The 15,860-nt window shown below is 75.1% G+C and carries 13 protein-coding genes; 9 read left to right on the forward strand and 4 right to left on the reverse strand.

Annotated features, from left to right (window positions below):
* Positions 1-312 precede the first annotated feature (312 nt).
* Positions 313-1,293 (reverse strand): GlxA family transcriptional regulator, encoded by a 981-nt coding sequence (locus tag ACIRBX_RS37850; RefSeq protein WP_402304909.1) that lies wholly within the window; start codon positions 1,291-1,293, stop codon positions 313-315.
* 71 nt (positions 1,294-1,364) lie between these two features.
* On the opposite strand from ACIRBX_RS37850, the gene ACIRBX_RS37855 reads away from it, so the two are divergent.
* On the forward strand, positions 1,365-1,955 hold the full coding sequence (locus ACIRBX_RS37855) for a cysteine hydrolase family protein (protein ID WP_402304911.1): 591 nt from the start codon (positions 1,365-1,367) through the stop codon (positions 1,953-1,955).
* Between the two features lie 41 nt (positions 1,956-1,996).
* On the opposite strand, the gene ACIRBX_RS37860 is transcribed toward ACIRBX_RS37855, so the two are convergent.
* Complete coding sequence (locus tag ACIRBX_RS37860; protein ID WP_402304912.1) at positions 1,997-2,575, reverse strand: nucleosidase; 579 nt, start codon at positions 2,573-2,575, stop codon at positions 1,997-1,999.
* A gap of 366 nt (positions 2,576-2,941) precedes the next feature.
* Between ACIRBX_RS37860 and ACIRBX_RS37865 the strand changes: the two genes are divergently transcribed.
* The 8 genes from ACIRBX_RS37865 (at position 2,942) to ACIRBX_RS37900 (ending at position 14,354) form a co-directional block, all read left to right on the forward strand.
* Positions 2,942-4,270, forward strand: coding sequence for a hypothetical protein (locus ACIRBX_RS37865; protein ID WP_402304914.1), 1,329 nt, complete (start codon positions 2,942-2,944; stop codon positions 4,268-4,270).
* 93 nt (positions 4,271-4,363) lie between these two features.
* Complete coding sequence (locus ACIRBX_RS37870) at positions 4,364-5,320, forward strand: glutamate ABC transporter substrate-binding protein (RefSeq protein ID WP_402304916.1); 957 nt, start codon at positions 4,364-4,366, stop codon at positions 5,318-5,320.
* A 171-nt stretch (positions 5,321-5,491) separates the two neighbouring features.
* On the forward strand, positions 5,492-6,859 hold the full coding sequence (locus tag ACIRBX_RS37875) for a hypothetical protein (RefSeq protein WP_402304918.1): 1,368 nt from the start codon (positions 5,492-5,494) through the stop codon (positions 6,857-6,859).
* On the forward strand, positions 6,852-9,548 hold the full coding sequence (locus ACIRBX_RS37880; protein WP_402304921.1) for a tetratricopeptide repeat protein: 2,697 nt from the start codon (positions 6,852-6,854) through the stop codon (positions 9,546-9,548). Before ACIRBX_RS37875 ends, ACIRBX_RS37880 begins: the two co-directional genes overlap by 8 nt.
* Before the next feature lie 4 nt (positions 9,549-9,552).
* On the forward strand, positions 9,553-10,788 hold the full coding sequence (locus ACIRBX_RS37885) for a PP2C family protein-serine/threonine phosphatase (protein WP_402304924.1): 1,236 nt from the start codon (positions 9,553-9,555) through the stop codon (positions 10,786-10,788).
* A 157-nt stretch (positions 10,789-10,945) separates the two neighbouring features.
* Entirely contained in the window at positions 10,946-12,292 is a 1,347-nt protein-coding gene (locus ACIRBX_RS37890) for a VWA domain-containing protein (RefSeq protein ID WP_402304926.1), read from the forward strand.
* Positions 12,293-12,363: 71 nt separating this feature from the next.
* Entirely contained in the window at positions 12,364-13,830 is a 1,467-nt protein-coding gene (locus tag ACIRBX_RS37895; protein WP_402304929.1) for an FHA domain-containing protein, read from the forward strand.
* A 140-nt stretch (positions 13,831-13,970) separates the two neighbouring features.
* Complete coding sequence (locus ACIRBX_RS37900; RefSeq protein WP_402304931.1) at positions 13,971-14,354, forward strand: globin; 384 nt, start codon at positions 13,971-13,973, stop codon at positions 14,352-14,354.
* 77 nt (positions 14,355-14,431) lie between these two features.
* Here ACIRBX_RS37900 and ACIRBX_RS37905 read toward each other — a convergent pair whose 3' ends face one another.
* Both ACIRBX_RS37905 and ACIRBX_RS37910 read right to left on the reverse strand, forming a co-directional pair.
* Positions 14,432-15,121 carry a hypothetical protein gene (locus tag ACIRBX_RS37905; protein ID WP_402304933.1) on the reverse strand — a complete coding sequence of 230 codons (690 nt, stop codon included), beginning with the start codon at positions 15,119-15,121 and terminating at the stop codon, positions 14,432-14,434.
* A gap of 102 nt (positions 15,122-15,223) precedes the next feature.
* Positions 15,224-15,697 carry an acyl-CoA thioesterase gene (locus tag ACIRBX_RS37910; protein ID WP_402304935.1) on the reverse strand — a complete coding sequence of 158 codons (474 nt, stop codon included), beginning with the start codon at positions 15,695-15,697 and terminating at the stop codon, positions 15,224-15,226.
* Between the last annotated feature and the right edge of the window lie 163 nt (positions 15,698-15,860).

The raw sequence follows: 15,860 nt of genomic DNA on the forward strand, positions 1-15,860 counted from the left end.
ACCGCACCCGGCACACGCCTCCGCACCTTCCCGCCGAAGGCGGTCAGGGGCGCGGGGAACTGCGCGTGGCGGAAGAAAACAACCCGTGTGCCGGGTACGGACACCCACTTGCAAGTGGCACTCCGTACCCGGCACACGGGTCCGCGCCTTCCGCAGCGCGCAGTTCCTCGCGCCCCTGACCTCGCTCCTGCCGCACCACCAAGGCCCCGTGCCCCTGACCCGTTCCTGCCGCACCACCAAGGCCCCGTGCCCCTGACCCGTTCCTGCCGCACCACCGAGGCCGCGTACGCCTGCCGCACCGCCGAAGCCCCGTCAGGCCCGTGCCCGGCCGAAGGCGCGGCGGTAGTCGCGCGGGGCCACCCCGACGCGGCGGGTGAAGGCCGGACGGAGCGAGACCGCGGAGCCGAAACCGCAGCGGACCGCGATCTGCTCGACCGTCAGATCGGTCTCCTCCAGCAGCCGCTGGGCCGCCAGGACCCGCTGCTCCGACAGCCACCGCAGCGGCGGTACCCCCACCGCCTCGCCGAACCGCCGGGCGAACGACCGCTCCGACATGACCGCGATCCGTGCCAACTCCGCCACCGTCCAGGGCCGTTCCAGCTCCGCGAGCACCGCGGCCCGCACCCCGGCCAACGGATCGTCCCCGACCACCGGCACCGGCGTCGGGATGAACTGCGCCTGCCCGCCCGCCCGGAACGGTGCCGTCACCATCCCCCGGGCGATCGCCGCCGCCACCCCCTGGCCGTGTGCGTCCCGGACCAGGTGCAGACAGAGGTCGATCCCCGCCGCCACTCCCGCCGAGGTCCAGATCAGACCGTCCCCGGTGAACAGCACCTCCGGATCGACCGTCACCGCCGGGTAGCGGCGGGCCAGTTCGGGCGCCAGGTGCCAGTGGGTGGTGGCCCGCCGCCCGTCCAGCAGGCCCGCCTCGGCGAGCAGGAAGGCCCCGGCGCAGAGCGAGGCGATCGGCACACCGGCCCGGTGGGCGGCGCGCAGCGCGTCCAGCACCGGCGGCGGGGTGGGGGCGTACGGGTCCTCGACGCCGGGGACCACCACCAGGTCGCAGTCGGCCAGCGCGGCCGGTTCGAAGTCCGGCCACCGTTCCAGTCCGCCGCCCAACCGGACCGGGGCGCCGCCGGGTTGACGCTCCGCGCCACCGCCCGGCCCGCAGACCCGTAGCTCGAAACCGGGAAGCCCCGGGCGGCTGCCCCGGGGCATCGACCAGACCTCGGCGATCACCGCGTAGTCGAAGGCCCGGACACCGTCCAGGAGCAGGCAGCCAACAGTTCGCATGGCAGGAATCTATCGATCACCGGCGCTCGCCCCCCTCACCCCCGGTGCAGCCGCCGCCGGAGCATGGAGCCATGACGAACACCAGCGCCTTCGACGCCCCGCTCACCCTCGCCCCCGACGCCGTCCTGGTCGTGATCGACGTCCAACAGGGCTTCGAGGACGAGCAGTTCTGGGGCCCCCGGGACAACCCGGAGGCCGAGCAGCGGATCGCCGAGCTGCTGACGGCCTGGCAGCGCACCGGCCGGCCGGTGGTGACGGTCCAGCACGGGGCGGCGGCCGGCCCGTTGGCCGTCGGCTCCCCCGGCCACGCCCTCAAGCCCTTCGTGGCCGCCGCGACGCCCGAGCTGCACGTCACCAAGACCGTGAACAGCGCCTTCTACGGCACCCCCGACCTGCACGAGTGGCTGCAACGGCGCGGTGCGACCCAGCTGGTGGTGGTCGGCATCATGACCAACGTGTGCAACGAGACCACCGCCCGGATGGGCGGCAACCTCGGCTACGACGTGGTCTTCCCGACCGACGCCATGCACACCTTCGCGATGGTCGGCCCGGACGGCGGGAGCATCCCCGCCGAGGAGCTGGCCCGGAGCACGGCGGCGGTGCTGCACGCCATGCGGTTCGCCAAGGTGGTGCGCACCGAGGAGGTGCTGGACGCCGCCTGACCCGGACTCGGCCCCGGCCGGCGGGCCGAAGGGCGGGCGGGTCAGCCGAGGTGGACCCGGACCCAGTCGGCCAGCAGCTTGGCGCAGCCGTCCACCGACTCCCGCCAACTGCGGCTGGCCCCCTCGCCCGCCTCGTCGCTGACCTGCTTCACCAGCCGCACCGGCACCCCGGCCCGCTCGGCGACGGTGGCCACCGCGTAGCCCTCCATGTCCACCAGGTCGGCCCGGGCGGCCAGCCGCTCGCGGGCCTGCTCGTCGGAGACGAAGAGGTCGCCGGTGGCCAGCACCAGGCCGTCCGGCGGGCCGTCCAGGGTGAGATCGGCACCGTAGGTGCGGCCGGTGAGGTCGTGCAGGACCGGGGTGTCCAGATCGTGCTGGACCACCCGGGAGATCAGGTGGGTGCCGGCCAGGCCGGGGCGCAGCGCGCCCGCGGTGCCGAGGTTGACGATCTCGGCGGGCCGCTCGCCCCGCGCCAGCACGGTGGCCAGCGCCACCGAGGCGTTGACCTTGCCGATCCCGGTGAGCAGCACGGGGAGCCCGTCCCCGAGGTGGGCCGCCTCCTCCTCGACCGCGATCACGAGCAGCGGGCGGTCGGGGGTGATGGTTCCGATCAGATGCATGGCGCCCATGGTAGGACGAGCCCCCTCCCCTCCCCGGAAGCCCGCTCCCCCATGGCCTTGATCGTCAGGAACCGCATAGGGTGCGTCCGGCGTCGCCCGTGTCGGAGCACTCGCCGGCCCCGTCCAGGGGCCGCGAAAGCTCAAGAGCGACGCAACTCGCGTGTGGCGGCCGGGTCCGGCGGCCATACTGCTCGCGACGGACGGTCCCGGAACCGGGGCGGTCCTGGGGGGAGGATGGGTCAGGTGGCGACACCGGTGGTGCACGGCGGGCGACCGCCGATACCGAGATCACCCGGCAGCAGCGTGGCCGGGCACGAAAGGGGCGGTGCCACGGGCAGGGCCGCAGGCGGCGCACCCGTCGGCCCGTTGGGCCGGCTGCTGTCCCCGGACCGGCTGAGACGGCTGACCGGCACCGCGCCGGCCCGGCTGCGGGCCGCCATCACGGTGCTGACCGTCCTGGTCCTGGCCTTCGGCGCCCTGACGGCGTGGCAGGTGAGCACCCGGGCCCGGGCGGCCGGACAGGTGGTGACGCACGGTCAGCCGCTGAGCCAGGACGCCGCCGAGGTGTACCGCTCGCTGGCCGACGCCGACACCACGGCCGCCGCCGTCTTCCTGCTCGCCTCCGAGGCCCCGCCGGAGCTCCGCGCCCGGTACGAGACCGACCTGGCCACCGCCGCCGAACGGCTCGCCCGAGCCGCCGCCCGGACCGGCGTCGGTGCCGACGGAGCCCGGACCCAGCAGTGGGTGGCCGAGCTCAACCGGCAACTCCCGGTGTACGCGGGCCTGGTGGAGACCGCCCGGGCCAACGACCGGCAGGGCCTGCCGCTCGGCGGGGCCTATCTGCGGTACGCCTCCAAGCAGATGCAGACCGAGATGCTGCCGGTCGCGCAGAAGCTGGTGGAGGCGGAGAACCAGGCGCTGGACGCGGGCTACGACGACGCCCGCGCCGTTCCGTGGGCCGCGGTGGTGCTGGGCCTGCTGGTGCTGGCCGCGCTGGCCTGGTGCCAGGTGCTGCTGCTCCGCCGGACCAACCGGGTCTTCAATCCCGGGATGCTGGCCGCCACGGCGGCCGTGCTGGCCGGGTTGGCCTGGCTCGCCGTCGGCACCGTCTCGGCCCGGTCCGACCTCGGCGACAGCCGGACCTACGGCGCCGCGCCGCTGCGCGTGCTCAACCAGGCCCGGATCGAGGCGCTCCAGGCCCGCGCGGCGGAGAACCTCGACCTGGTGTCCCGGGGCGGCTCGGACAGCTACGACAAGAACTGGACCCGCTACACCGCCGCGCTGGCCGGACCGGTCCCGGACGGCAAGCTGCAGCGGACGACCGGGACGGGCACGCTGGCCCGCGCCCTCCAGGGCGCCCCGCGCGCGGCGGCGGCCGGGATCACCGAGGCCGCGCACCAGTTCGGACTCTGGGACGCCCTGCACCAGAAGTCCGAGAACGGTGACGACTACACCGCATCGCTGCGGATCGTGATCGGCAGCAGCAGCGGCGCCGACAGCTCGGCCGCCGCCTTCGCCCAGCTGGACCAGCAGTTGGGGCTGGCCGCCGTCGACGAGCAGCGGGCGTTCGACGAGAAGGCGCGCGGGGTGGACGGCGGGCTGGCCGCACTGGCCTGGGGCGTCGGTGTGCTGACGCTGCTGGCGGCGGCGGGGGTCGCGGCGGGCTTGGGCCGCCGCCTGGCGGAGTACCGGTAGGGGGAGTTGACGGTGCGTACGGGACGAACTGCACGGACGGCACGGAGCGAGCGGACGGCGCGGAGCGCGCAGTCGGGGCGGACCGCGCGGAGCATGCGGACGGCGCGGACGGCCGTGGTCGGCGGCGTCACGGCGGCGCTGGCCGCCGCCGGGCTGGTGGCCGGCCTGACGGTCGGTCTGCGGCCCGGCCCGGCGGAGCCGGTGGCCACGGCCGCCGAACCGGCCGCCGCCGTGGCACTGGCCGCGCCCGCCGCCCCGGTCACCGGGGACTGCGCGGAGCGGACGGTGGCGCCGAGCTCCGCCCTGACGGGCCGTAAGGTCCAGGACATCAAGGCCCGGGGCACGCTGGTGGTCGGGGTGGACCAGAACAGCTTCAACTGGGGCTACCGCAACCCGCAGACCGGCAAGATCGAGGGCTTCGACATCGACCTCGCCAGGGCCGTGGCCAAGGCGGTGCTGGGCAATCCGGACAGCATCACCTACCGGACGGTGACCACCCCCAAGCGGATCGAGGCGATCCGCACCGGCCAGGTCGACCTGATCGTCCGCACCATGACCATCAACTGCGAGCGGTGGAACGACATCTCCTTCTCCGCGCCCTACTTCGTCAACGGCCAGCGGCTGGTGGTCCCGAGGTCGGACCAGTCCAGGACGGTGGCCGAGGCGCTCAGGGGCAAGCGGGCCTGCGCGGCTCAGGCGTCCTCCTCCGACACCGAGTTGAAGAAGCCCGAGTACGGCACCTCCTCGGTCACCCTGGTCGAGAACCAGCTGGACTGCCTGGTGCTGATGCAGCTCGGCAAGGTCGACTCGGCGCTGACGGACGGTTCGCTGGCCGCCGCGCAGGTGGCCCAGGACCCGACCGCCCGGATGGTCGACGAGAACCTCGGCTCGACCAGGATGGGCATCGGCATGAAGCACGAGGACACCGACCTGCAGGCGGTCGTCAACCAGGTGCTGCAGGACTACCGGGCGAGCGGCGAGTGGCAGGCTTCCTACGACCGCTGGCTGGCGAAGAGCATGGGGGCCTCCTCCGCGCCCTACCTGCCCTAGCGGCGGGCCGGTGGGGTCCGGGCCGGTGGGTCCGGGCCGGGGGCGTGGTGGCACGGTGGTGAGGTGGCACGGTGGTGAGGTGGGTGTTTCCGGTGTTGGGCTCGGGATCGAGATCCGGTCCGCGGTCGAGAGAGGGATGACGTGGCGTTGGCAGGAGCTGCCGGGCCGGCGATGAGCCGGGAGGAGGTGGACCGCGAGCTGGGCCGGCTGGACGCCGAGCGCGACGCGGTCGAAGCCGCGCTGCTCGCCCTCCAGGAGCACCAGGGCCGTCGGCTGCTGGACGGCGCGGTCCTGAGCGGACGGACCCAGGAGCGCTGGGCGGTGGCGGAGCCCGGACTCGCGCTGATCTGGGCGCTGTTCGACCGCTACTCCGAGGCGCTGGCCTCGGCCCGGGCGGTCCGGGCCCGGCGCAGCCGCCCCGGGGGGGCGGAGCTGGCCGAGCTCACCGAGCTGCTGAGCGGCCCCGCGGTGACGGTCTCCGGCGGTCAGCTGCCGGACGTTGCGGGGCCGGTGGCGGTGCCGGTCCGGCTGGTGGAGCGGATCAGCCTGGCCGAGCTGCTGGAGCGGATGAACGCCTGGTACGCCGCCGTCTACGAGGTGGTGGCCGCCGCCGACGCGGTCTGGACGGCGCTGCCGGCCCGGATCGACCTGCTGCTGGCCGAGCTGGGCCGGGTGCGGATGCTGTCCGGCTCGGTCGGGGTGCGCAGCGGGGCCCACCCGCTGGCCGACGAGCTGGACGGTCTGGAACGGGAGTTGACGGAGCTTCGGGCCGAGGTCCGGACCGACCCGCTGGCACTCTGGCGGCCCGGGCGGGTGCCCGCGCAGCGCTCGGCGCCGGTCTCGCCCGGGGCCACCATGGCCGGGGTGCTGAGCGGCGCGGTGGACACCGAGCGGTTCGACCGGGCCGGCCGGGCACTGGACGGCCTGCGGATGGAGCTGGACGGGCTGCTGCGGCTGCGCGACGAGGCCCAGGACCGTCTCCAGCAGGTCGGCGACCTGCTGCGGCGGGCCGACGCCACGCTGGCCGAGGCCCGCCGGGCCCGGGGCGAGGTGCTGGCGAAGATCGCCGCCACCGAGGTGCCGCAGGTGCCCGGGCCGGCCTCGGCACTGCGCGAACGGATCACGCTGGCGGTCGAGTTGCAGCAGAACGGGCAGTGGCACCGGCTGGCGCCGCTGCTGGACGCCTTGGAGGACGTGGCGGTCAAGGAGCTGGCGAGGGCCCGGCAGTCGCTCACCGAGGTGGCCCAACCGCTCGCCGTCCGGGCCGAGTTGCGCGGCCGGCTGGAGGCGTACAAGGCGATGGCGGCCCGGCTCGGGCTGGCCGAGGACCCGCTGGTGCTGGAGCGTTTCGAGAAGGCGCGCTGGCTGCTGTGGAGCGCGCCCTGCGACCTGCGCGCGGCGGCCGAGGCGGTGGTCCGCTTCCAGCAGGCGCTCCGTCCGACCGCGCCCGTGGCGGCACCCGCACCGGCGGCTCCGCCCGCCGCAGGACAACCGCAGGACCGGATACCGCACGGACAGGGGGATGGCGTCGATGGGTGAGAACTGCGTCCGACCGGACTGCTCCGGCGGCACGATCGACCAGGACGGGTACTGCGACAACTGCGGCCTGGCGCCGCTCGGTTCGACCACCACGGCCGCCTCGGCGGGCGCCTCGACCGGCTCCTCGACCAGTTCCTCGGCCGGATCGACCGGCTCCTCCGCGCGCTCCTCGGCCGCCGTCCGGGTGACCGGCCTGCCGGTGGGCGGCGGGGCCTGCACCCGGGACTGCGGCGGCACCATCGACGGGGACGGCTACTGCGACGAGTGCGGCTTGGCCGCCGAGACCGGCCGGGTGGCCGCCGTGCCCTCGGCCCGGACGGAGCCGTACACCGGCACCTCCTCGTCCCGCTCCTCCCGCTCCTCCCGGACCATGTCAGGGCGGTCCCGCTCGCACCGCTCCACCCGGACCGGCAGCGGGCGTTCGGTCTCCGTGCGCAGCGCCGGCAGCGGCTCCCGGAGCACGGCGCGGCGCGGCAACCTGGGCGCCGGTCTGGTGAGCGTCCCCGTGGTGCCCGCCACCAATCCGGTGGCGGCCGTGCTGACCGACCCCCAGGTGCCCGAGCGCAAGCGCTTCTGCAGCAGTTGCGAGGCCGAGGTGGGCCGGGAGAAGAACGGCCGGCCGGGCCGGGCCGACGGCTTCTGCACCAAGTGCGGCACGCCGTACTCCTTCACGCCCAAGCTCCACCGGGGCGATCTGGTGGGCGGTCAGTACGAGGTGGTGGGCTGCCTCGCGCACGGCGGCCTGGGGTGGATCTACCTGGCGATCGACCGCCGGGTGAACGACCGCTGGGTGGTGCTCAAGGGGCTGCTCGACACCGGGGACCAGGACGCGCTGGCGGTGGCCATCGCCGAGCGCCGCTTCCTGTCCGAGGTGGACCACCCGAGCATCGTGCGCATCATCAACTTCGCCGAGCACCCCGACCTGCGCACCGGCTCGACCGACGGCTACATCGTGATGGAGTACGTCGGCGGCCTGTCGCTCAAGGACATCGCCAACGGCCGCCTCACGCCGGAGGGCCGGCGCGACCCGCTCCCGGTCGAGCAGGCGATCGCGTTCGCGCTGGAGGCGCTGCCCGCCCTGGGGTACCTGCACGCACGCGGGCTGGTGTACTGCGACTTCAAGATCGACAACGTGATCCAGAGCGAGGACTCGCTCAAGATCATCGACCTCGGTGCGGTCTGCCGGGTCGGTGAGGACGGCCCGGTCTACGGCACGCTCGGCTACCAGGCCCCGGAGATCGCCACCGACGGCCCCTCGGTCGCCTCGGACCTGTACACCGTGGCCCGCACGCTGGCCGTGCTGACCTTCGACTTCCAGGGCTACAACACCCGCTTCCGGTACGAGCTGCCCGGCCCGGAGGAGGTGGAGCTGTTCGCCCGCTACGAGTCCTACTACCGGCTGCTGGTCCGCGCCACCGACCCGGATCCGGCCCGCCGCTTCGGCTCCGCCGAGGAGATGGCCGGGCAGCTGACCGGCGTGCTGCGCGAGCTGCTCAGCCTCCAGGACGGCCGCCCGCGCCCCGCGCTCTCCACCCTCTTCGGGCCGGAACTGCGGGTGGTGGACCGCGAGCTGACGCCCGGTCCGCCCGCTCCCGCAGCCGCCGCGCTCGCGCTGCCGGTGCCGCTGGTCGACCCGACCGACCCGCACGCCGGTCTGCTCGCCACCCTCAGCGCGGGTGGCCCGGCCGAGGCGCTCGCCGCCCTGGCCACCGCACCGGACCCGTCGGTGGAGCTCCGGCTGAGCGCCCTGCGGGCCCACCTCGAACTGGCCGCCACCGAGGCCACCGCCGCCACTGCCACCACGCCCGGTGCCGCGCTGCCCACCCGCACGCCTGACGCGCCGTCGGCGGGGACTGCGGTGGCGAAGGCCGGACCGGGTGCGGCCGTGGCGGTGCCCGGTGCAGCCGGGCCGGCGGCGGAAGCGGACGAGGAGGAGGCCGGCGCACTGGTCGACGCCGAGACCGCGCTGCTCGCGCTGGAGCAGGACCACGGCGGCGACTGGCGGGTGGTCTGGCACCGGGGGCTGCTGGAGCTGGTGGCCGGCCGGGCCGCCACCGCCGCCGAGTCCTTCGACGCGATCTACGACGCCTTCCCCGGCGAGCCCGCGCCCAAGCTGGCCCTGGCGGTCTGCGCCGAACTGCTCGGCAACAGCGAGGACGCCGCCGAGTTCTACCGGCTGGTCGGCACCACCGACCGCGCCTACGTCAGCGCCGCCTTCGGCCTGGCCCGGGTGCTGCTCGCGGCCGGCGACCGGGAGGGCGCGGTGCGGGCGCTGGAGAACGTGCCCGAGTCCTCCGCGCACTGGACCGCCGCCCGGGTCGCCACCCTGCGGGCCCGACTGCGCGGCCGGGCCGTCACCGAACCGATCGGCCCGGAACTGGCGCGCTGCTCCGAGCAGCTGACGGCACTTCCGCTGGACGCCCGACACGCCGAGGAGCTCTCGGTGGAGGTCCTGGAGGCCGCCCTCGGCTGGGTGTTGGCCGGCTCCCCCGGCGGCGCCGGTCCCGACGCCGGGAAGAGGGGCTCCTCCAGTACGCTCGACCTGCTCGGCCGACCCGCCGTTGAACGGGAACTGCGCTTCGCCCTGGAACACTCCTACCGAGTACTGGCACGGTTGGCCGACCGCGCCGAGATCAGGATCGAGATGGTGGAGCGGGCCAACCGTGCCCGCCCCCGGACGTGGGTGTGAACCGATGCCGCAGCAGACCGTGTGCCCGAGCTGTGCCGAACCGCTGGACCCCGAGGACGACTACTGCGGAGCCTGCGGCGTGGGCGTGACGGAGGCCACTGCCCCGGGCGCCACTGCTCCCGGCGAGGGCCCCGCCTCCTCCGACGACCCGTCAGCCCCCGCGCGGTGCGTGCACTGCGGGGCGGCCGAGCTGACCGTCGAGGGCTACTGCGAGTCCTGCGGCAACGCACAGCCCCGACCACGCGACCACCAGGAGCGGGCGGTCGAGGGCGTCGCCGGCGTGACCGACCGGGGGCTGCGGCACCACCGCAACGAGGACGCCTTCACCGTGGCCACCACCCGGCTGCCCAGCGGCGAGCCCGCCGTGCTCGCGGTGGTCTGCGACGGGGTGTCCTCCTCGGCACGGCCCGACGAGGCCTCCGAGGCAGCCGTCCGGGCCGCCGCGGCCTACCTGACCGGAGCGCTGGAGCGCGGGCAGCGGCCCGACCAGGCGATGCGGGACGCGATCGGCGAGGCCTCCCGGGCGGTGACCGAGCTGGCCAAGGACGGCATCCGCACCCCCGGCGGCAGCCTCAACTCCCCGGCCTGCACCTACGTGAGCGCCGTCTCGGCGGCCGGGCTGGTCACCATCGGCTGGGTCGGCGACACCCGGGCGTACTGGATCCCGGACGACCGCGAGGCGGCCGTCCCGTACCGGCTGACCGAGGACGACTCCTGGGCCGCCCGGGTGGTGGCGATCGGCCTGATGAGCGAGGCCGAGGCGTACGCCGACCCCCGCGCCCACGCCATCACCGGCTGGCTCGGCGCCGACGCCGAGGACCTGGAGCCGCACACCGTCAGCTTCACCCCGCACGTGCCCGGTGTGCTGCTGGTCTGCACCGACGGCCTGTGGAACTACGCGGAGGCCGCCGAGGCGCTGGCGGAGCGGGTCCGCCCGGACGCCCGGACCGAGCCTCTGGCGGCGGCCCGGCAGCTGGTGGAGTTCGCGGTGGCCGCCGGCGGGCACGACAACATCACCGTCGCCGTGCTGCCGATCAGCCCGCCGCCGGAGTCCTCGCTCCGGACCGTCCCGCTCCAGGCGAGCACCGTCACCCCCGGCGGAGCCGCCCCGCTGCGCTCCGACCCGACCCTCCAACTCCACCGGCCCGCCGGGCCCGCCCTCCGGCCGGACGGGTCGGAGCTGCCGGAGCGGTCGGCCGAAGCGACCCTCCAGCTGCAGATCCCGGCCGAAGGGGCCTGACCGCCCGTCACCCGGCCGGCTCCCCCGGCCCCGACCCCGACCCTGCCCCCGAGATCCCCCCGGTGCCCCGCTCCCCGCGCCCGTGCCCGACCACCGACCCGGCGATCCGGCGGTCCCAGGACCCGCCGGTCGCCCCATCCGCACGACAGGAGCAACGATGGCCGTTCTGTCCCGGTCCGAGCCGAGTTTCACCGTCGACGTCTTCCAGAACGAGTACCTCCCCGAGGGCGCCCGCGAGGTGAACGCAATCGTCACGGTGACCGCCACCGGCGGCGGTACCACCGGCGGCCGGCCGGTCTCCCGCGACGCGGCGGGGAGTGCCGACGCCGGGGCGCCGGCAGCCGTGGTGATCATGGTGGACTGCTCCGGTTCGATGGACTTCCCCGCCGAGAAGATGCGCAACGCCCGTGCCGCCACGGCCGTCGCGGTGGACACCATCCGCGACGGCGTGGCCTTCGCCGTGGTGGCCGGCACCCACGAGGCGGTCGAGGTCTACCCGGGCGGCGGCCGGCTCGCGGTGGCCGACGACTCCACCCGGGCCCAGGCCAAGGACGCGCTGCGCCGGCTCGCGGCCGGTGGCGGCACCGCCATCGGCACCTGGCTGACGAAGGCCCAGGCGCTGTTCCGCACCCGCCCCGAGGCCACCATCCGGCACGGCATCCTGCTGACCGACGGTCGGAACGAGCACGAGAAGCCGGGGGGCCTGGAGCGTTCGCTGGAGGAGGCGGCCGGGTACTTCACGGTGGACTGCCGGGGTGTCGGCACCGACTGGGAGGTGGCCGAGCTGCGCAAGATCGCCTCCGCCCTGCTCGGCACCGTGGACATCGTCGCCGAACCCTCCGGCCTGGCCGAGGACTTCCGGCAGATGATGGAGACGGCGATGGGCAAGCAGATCGCCGACGTCGCCCTCCGGGTCTGGACCCCGGCCAATGCCGTGGTGCGCTACGTCAAGCAGGTCGCCCCCGCCCTGGAGGACCTGACGGACCACCGGACGGAGGCCGGCCCGCGCGCCGGGGACTACCCGACCGGCTCCTGGGGCGACGAGAGCCGCGACTACCACGTCTGCGTGGAGGTGCCCTCGGCCGAGGTGGGGAACGAGATGCTGGCGGCCCGGATAAGCCTGGTGCTGCCCCGGCCGGACGGCAGCACCGAGGTGCTCTCCCAGGGCCTGGTCCGCGCGGTCTGGACCGACGACCTGGCCTCCACCACCCGGATCAGCCCGCAGGTCGCGCACTACACCGGCCAGGCCGAACTGGCCTCCTCCATCCAGGAGGGCCTGGAGGCCCACCGGGCCGGTGACCTGAGCCGCGCCACCGCCAAGCTGGGCGCGGCGGTCCGGATCGCCCACCGGACCGGGAACGACTCCACCTACAAGCTGCTGCAGAAGGTGGTGGACGTGGTGGACCCGAAGGAAGGTACCGTTCGGTTCCGTAAGAACGTGAGCGAGGCCGACTCGATGACGTTGGAGACCCGGTCCACCAAGACCGTCCGGGTGAAGAAGTGACGGCTCGGGAGACCGGGCCGCTCGTACTGGACTCTGCTGGAACGTGACGTCGCTGGAATGTGGGGGACCTGATGCCGATCTGCCCTAGGGGCCACGAGTCGCAGGCCGAGGACTGGTGCGACTTCTGCGGCTTCCCGATGACGCCGCCGCCCGGGCTGGCCGTACCGGGCTCGGCCGCGCCGTTCGGCAGCGGGCACACCCCCGCGCCGGGCGCGGGCGTGCCGCCGACCGCTCCGCCGCCCTTCGGGCACCCGGACGACCCGTACGGAGCGGGCGGGCCGCACCACACCCAGCCCGGGCAGCCGGACCCGTACGCGGCCCGGCCGGTCCAGCCGGTGCAGCCCGTCCAACCGCCCGGGCCCCAGGGCCAGCCGCACCAGCACCACTACCAGCAGCAGGTGCAGCAGCAGTCGCACCACCAGGCCGCCGGGCACCACCAGACGCAGCAGCCGCAGTCCGGCGCGCCGTACCCGCCGCACCAGCAGTCGCAGCAGCCCGACCCGTACGCGCAACCCCCGGGTGGGGCGGGGCAGTTCGCCCCGCCCACCGGGCCGCCGCAGGCCCGGCAGGTCCAGCAGGCCGGCCACGCCGCGCACGCACCGCAGGCCGGCGAGCTCACCACCGATCTGGCCACCTGCCCGATCTGCCGGACCCCGCAGACCGGCCGGTACTGCGAGGAGTGCGGCTTCGACTACGCGCTCTCCAACCCCGAGGCCCAGCACCCCGGCGCCGGGGGGCGCCACCCGGGCTTCCCGCCGCCGGCCCCGGGGCCGTACCAGCCGCCCGTGCCGGCCCCGGCGCCGACACCCGACCCGTACCGGCCCCCGGTGCCGCCGCCGGCCCCCGCCCCGGAGCCCTCGCCCTTCCCGCCGGTCGGCGCCCAGGGCGTCCCGGCCGCACCGACCGCCCCCGGCATGCCCGGTGCGCCGGGCGCACCGGCGCCGTTCGGCGCGGGAGATCCGTTCCGCAAGCCCGGCCCGTACCCCGAGCAGGGCGGCGCGGAGGGGCTGCAGAGCTTCGACTCGGGCCCGACCTACGCCCGGCCGGGCACCGCGCCCGGTGACGAGTTCGGCACCTCGTTCCACCTCCAGCCGCCGGCCCAGCAGCAGCCTCCGGCCGCGCCCGTCCGGTCCACCTGGATCGCGGTGGTCAGCGCGGACCGGGACTACTTCACCGACATGATGGCCCGCAGCGGCCCGGAGGCGGCGGGGCTGTTCTTCCCGCCGTACTGCCCGGAGCGGCGGATACCGCTCACCGGCCGGGGGCAGCTGCGGATCGGGCGCCGCAGCGCACACCGGGGCACCGTCCCGGAGATCGACCTCTCGGTGCCGCCGGAGGACCCGGGCGCCTCGCACCAGCACGCCATGCTGGCCGAACAGGCCGACGGCAGCTGGGTGTTGGTGGACCAGGACTCCACCAACGGCACCACCGTGAACAACGGTGCCGAGCCGGTGCCCCCGCACACCGCGATCCCGCTGAACGACGGGGACCGCGTCCACATCGGTGCCTGGACCACGATCACCCTGCACCGCTCCTGACCGCACCGCACCGCTCCTGACGGCTCGTCCGCCGGAGCCCGCAGCACCCGCCGCCCCGGTGGCCGCACACCCGACGCTCCACGGTCCTAGGCCGATGGACCTGGTGTACGGCCCCCGGGGCGGTCTGCGACCATGGTCACGTGACTGACGAGGTGACCTTCTTCGACCAGGTCGGCGGCGAGCCGACGTTCCGACGTCTGGTGCACGTCTTCTACCAGGGCGTCGCGGAGGACGAGTTGCTTCGCCCGATGTACCCGGAGGAGGACCTCGGCCCGGCCGAGGAGCGGTTCGCGCTCTTCCTGATGCAGTACTGGGGCGGCCCCCGCACCTACAGCGAGGAGCGCGGGCACCCCCGGCTCCGGATGCGGCACGCGCCGTTCAAGGTGGACCGCGCCGCCCACGACGCCTGGCTGCGCCACATGCGCACCGCCCTGGACTCGCTGGAGCTGCCGGCCGACGCCGAGCGCCAGCTCTGGGACTACCTGACCTACGCCGCCGCCTCGATGGTCAACACCCCGGGCTGAGCCGGGACCGACCAACGCCGCACGGCCGCCGGACCGCGACCGGTCCGCGACCCGGCGCGCGGGTGGGTCACCGGGCGTCAGCGGAGCGGGCTGAGGCCCAGGCCCGCCCCCGGGGCGGCCGCCGCGCGCAGCGCGACGGACCCGGCCGGGGTGCTCAACCGCAGCCAGTTCCCGGAGCGGTGGACCGCGAGCGGGGCGCCGGGACTGAGGAAGCCGACCACATACGAGGCGTGTACCGCCCGCAGCGGCAGCTCGGGGGTGGCGGTGAGCGGACGGGACCAGATCTCGTCGGCGAGGCCGTCGAGCACCGTGCGGGTCCGGTGGTGCTCCGGGACCTCGGCGCTGCGCTGCTTGAACTCACCGATCGCCCGGGTCAGTTCGGGCATCACCTCGCCGGCGGCCGGCTCGGTGATGCGCTGCCAGCCGGTGCGCGGCGGCAGCAGTCCGGCCCAGGCCGGGCCGGTGACGGCGGCGGGCAGCGCGAAGCTGCCGCTCTGCTCGTCCACCCCGTCGAGCAACTGCCCGGCGGAGACGGTGCGGTCGAACTCGGCGGCCTCGCCCCCGAGCCGGAGGCTGCGCACCGCGAGCACCCCCGTACCGCCCAGCGGCAGCCGCCCGAACACCGCCAGCACCACGCCCTGCCCGGCCCGCACCGCCTGGAGCCGCACGGCGGCGGCCCGGTCGTAGCGCAGCAGCCTGGCCAGGAACGCGGTCAGGCCGGCGGCCTCGTCCCGGTCGGCGAGCGAGAGGCGAGCGGGGGCGGTCAACGGATCAACTCACTCATCACGGGACGGAACGGGGCCGACGCGGGGCGGCCCCGGGCAGTACGACGGGGCGGGGCGAGGCGGGGTGGGAGGGGTGTCGACGGCTCAGGCCGCAGCAGGCACGTCGACCTCGGCGGGCACCTCGGCGGGCACCTCGGCCTCGTCGGTGAAGCGGCCGAGGAACTCCCGCTCGACCGGGCTGATCCGGCGCGGACGCCCGGCGGCCAGGTCATAGGGGACCACCACGGTGGAGGCCCGGACGTAGACCGTCTCGGTGCCGTCCTCGGCGGTGTCCTTGATCTCGTACGAGACGGTGAGCGAGGCGCCGCCGATCTTCGTCACCCAGGTCTCCACCGTGACCGGCTCGGGCCGGTGCACCAACGGGCGCTTGTAGTCGATCTCGTGACGGGCCACCACCGAGCCGCCCGCGAACTCGCCCGCGCCGGCGGCGGCGGCCTGGGTGAACATGAAGTCGATCCGGGCCTCCTCCAGGTAGCGCAGGAAGACCACGTTGTTCACGTGTCCGAAGGCGTCCATGTCGGACCACCGCATGGGGCAGGCGTAGATGTGGCGTGCCACGGTCGTACTCTCCTTGGAATCCGGTGCCCGTCCGGCCGACGTGACGACCGTCGGCAGCTTACGGGCGGCGGTGCGGGGGGCCCCCCCCCCGGGGGGGGGCCCCCCCCCCGGGGGCCCCCCCCCCCCGCCGGGGCGGGGGGGGGGGTTTTTTTGTGCCCGGTGC

The organism is Kitasatospora sp. NPDC096147, from assembly GCF_044763225.1.
Taxonomy (GTDB): Bacteria; Actinomycetota; Actinomycetes; order Streptomycetales; family Streptomycetaceae; genus Kitasatospora.

Excerpts from the sequence above, each read along its gene's own strand:
- ACIRBX_RS37850 (WP_402304909.1), bottom strand. The coding sequence starts at position 1,293 with ATGCGAACTGTTGGCTGCCTGCTCCTGGACGGTGTCCGGGCCTTCGAC.
- ACIRBX_RS37855 (WP_402304911.1), top strand. The coding sequence starts at position 1,365 with ATGACGAACACCAGCGCCTTCGACGCCCCGCTCACCCTCGCCCCCGAC.
- ACIRBX_RS37860 (WP_402304912.1), bottom strand. The coding sequence starts at position 2,575 with ATGCATCTGATCGGAACCATCACCCCCGACCGCCCGCTGCTCGTGATC.
- ACIRBX_RS37870 (WP_402304916.1), top strand. The coding sequence starts at position 4,364 with ATGCGGACGGCGCGGACGGCCGTGGTCGGCGGCGTCACGGCGGCGCTG.
- ACIRBX_RS37875 (WP_402304918.1), top strand. The coding sequence starts at position 5,492 with ATGAGCCGGGAGGAGGTGGACCGCGAGCTGGGCCGGCTGGACGCCGAG.
- ACIRBX_RS37880 (WP_402304921.1), top strand. The coding sequence starts at position 6,852 with ATGGGTGAGAACTGCGTCCGACCGGACTGCTCCGGCGGCACGATCGAC.
- ACIRBX_RS37885 (WP_402304924.1), top strand. The coding sequence starts at position 9,553 with ATGCCGCAGCAGACCGTGTGCCCGAGCTGTGCCGAACCGCTGGACCCC.
- ACIRBX_RS37890 (WP_402304926.1), top strand. The coding sequence starts at position 10,946 with ATGGCCGTTCTGTCCCGGTCCGAGCCGAGTTTCACCGTCGACGTCTTC.
- ACIRBX_RS37895 (WP_402304929.1), top strand. The coding sequence starts at position 12,364 with ATGCCGATCTGCCCTAGGGGCCACGAGTCGCAGGCCGAGGACTGGTGC.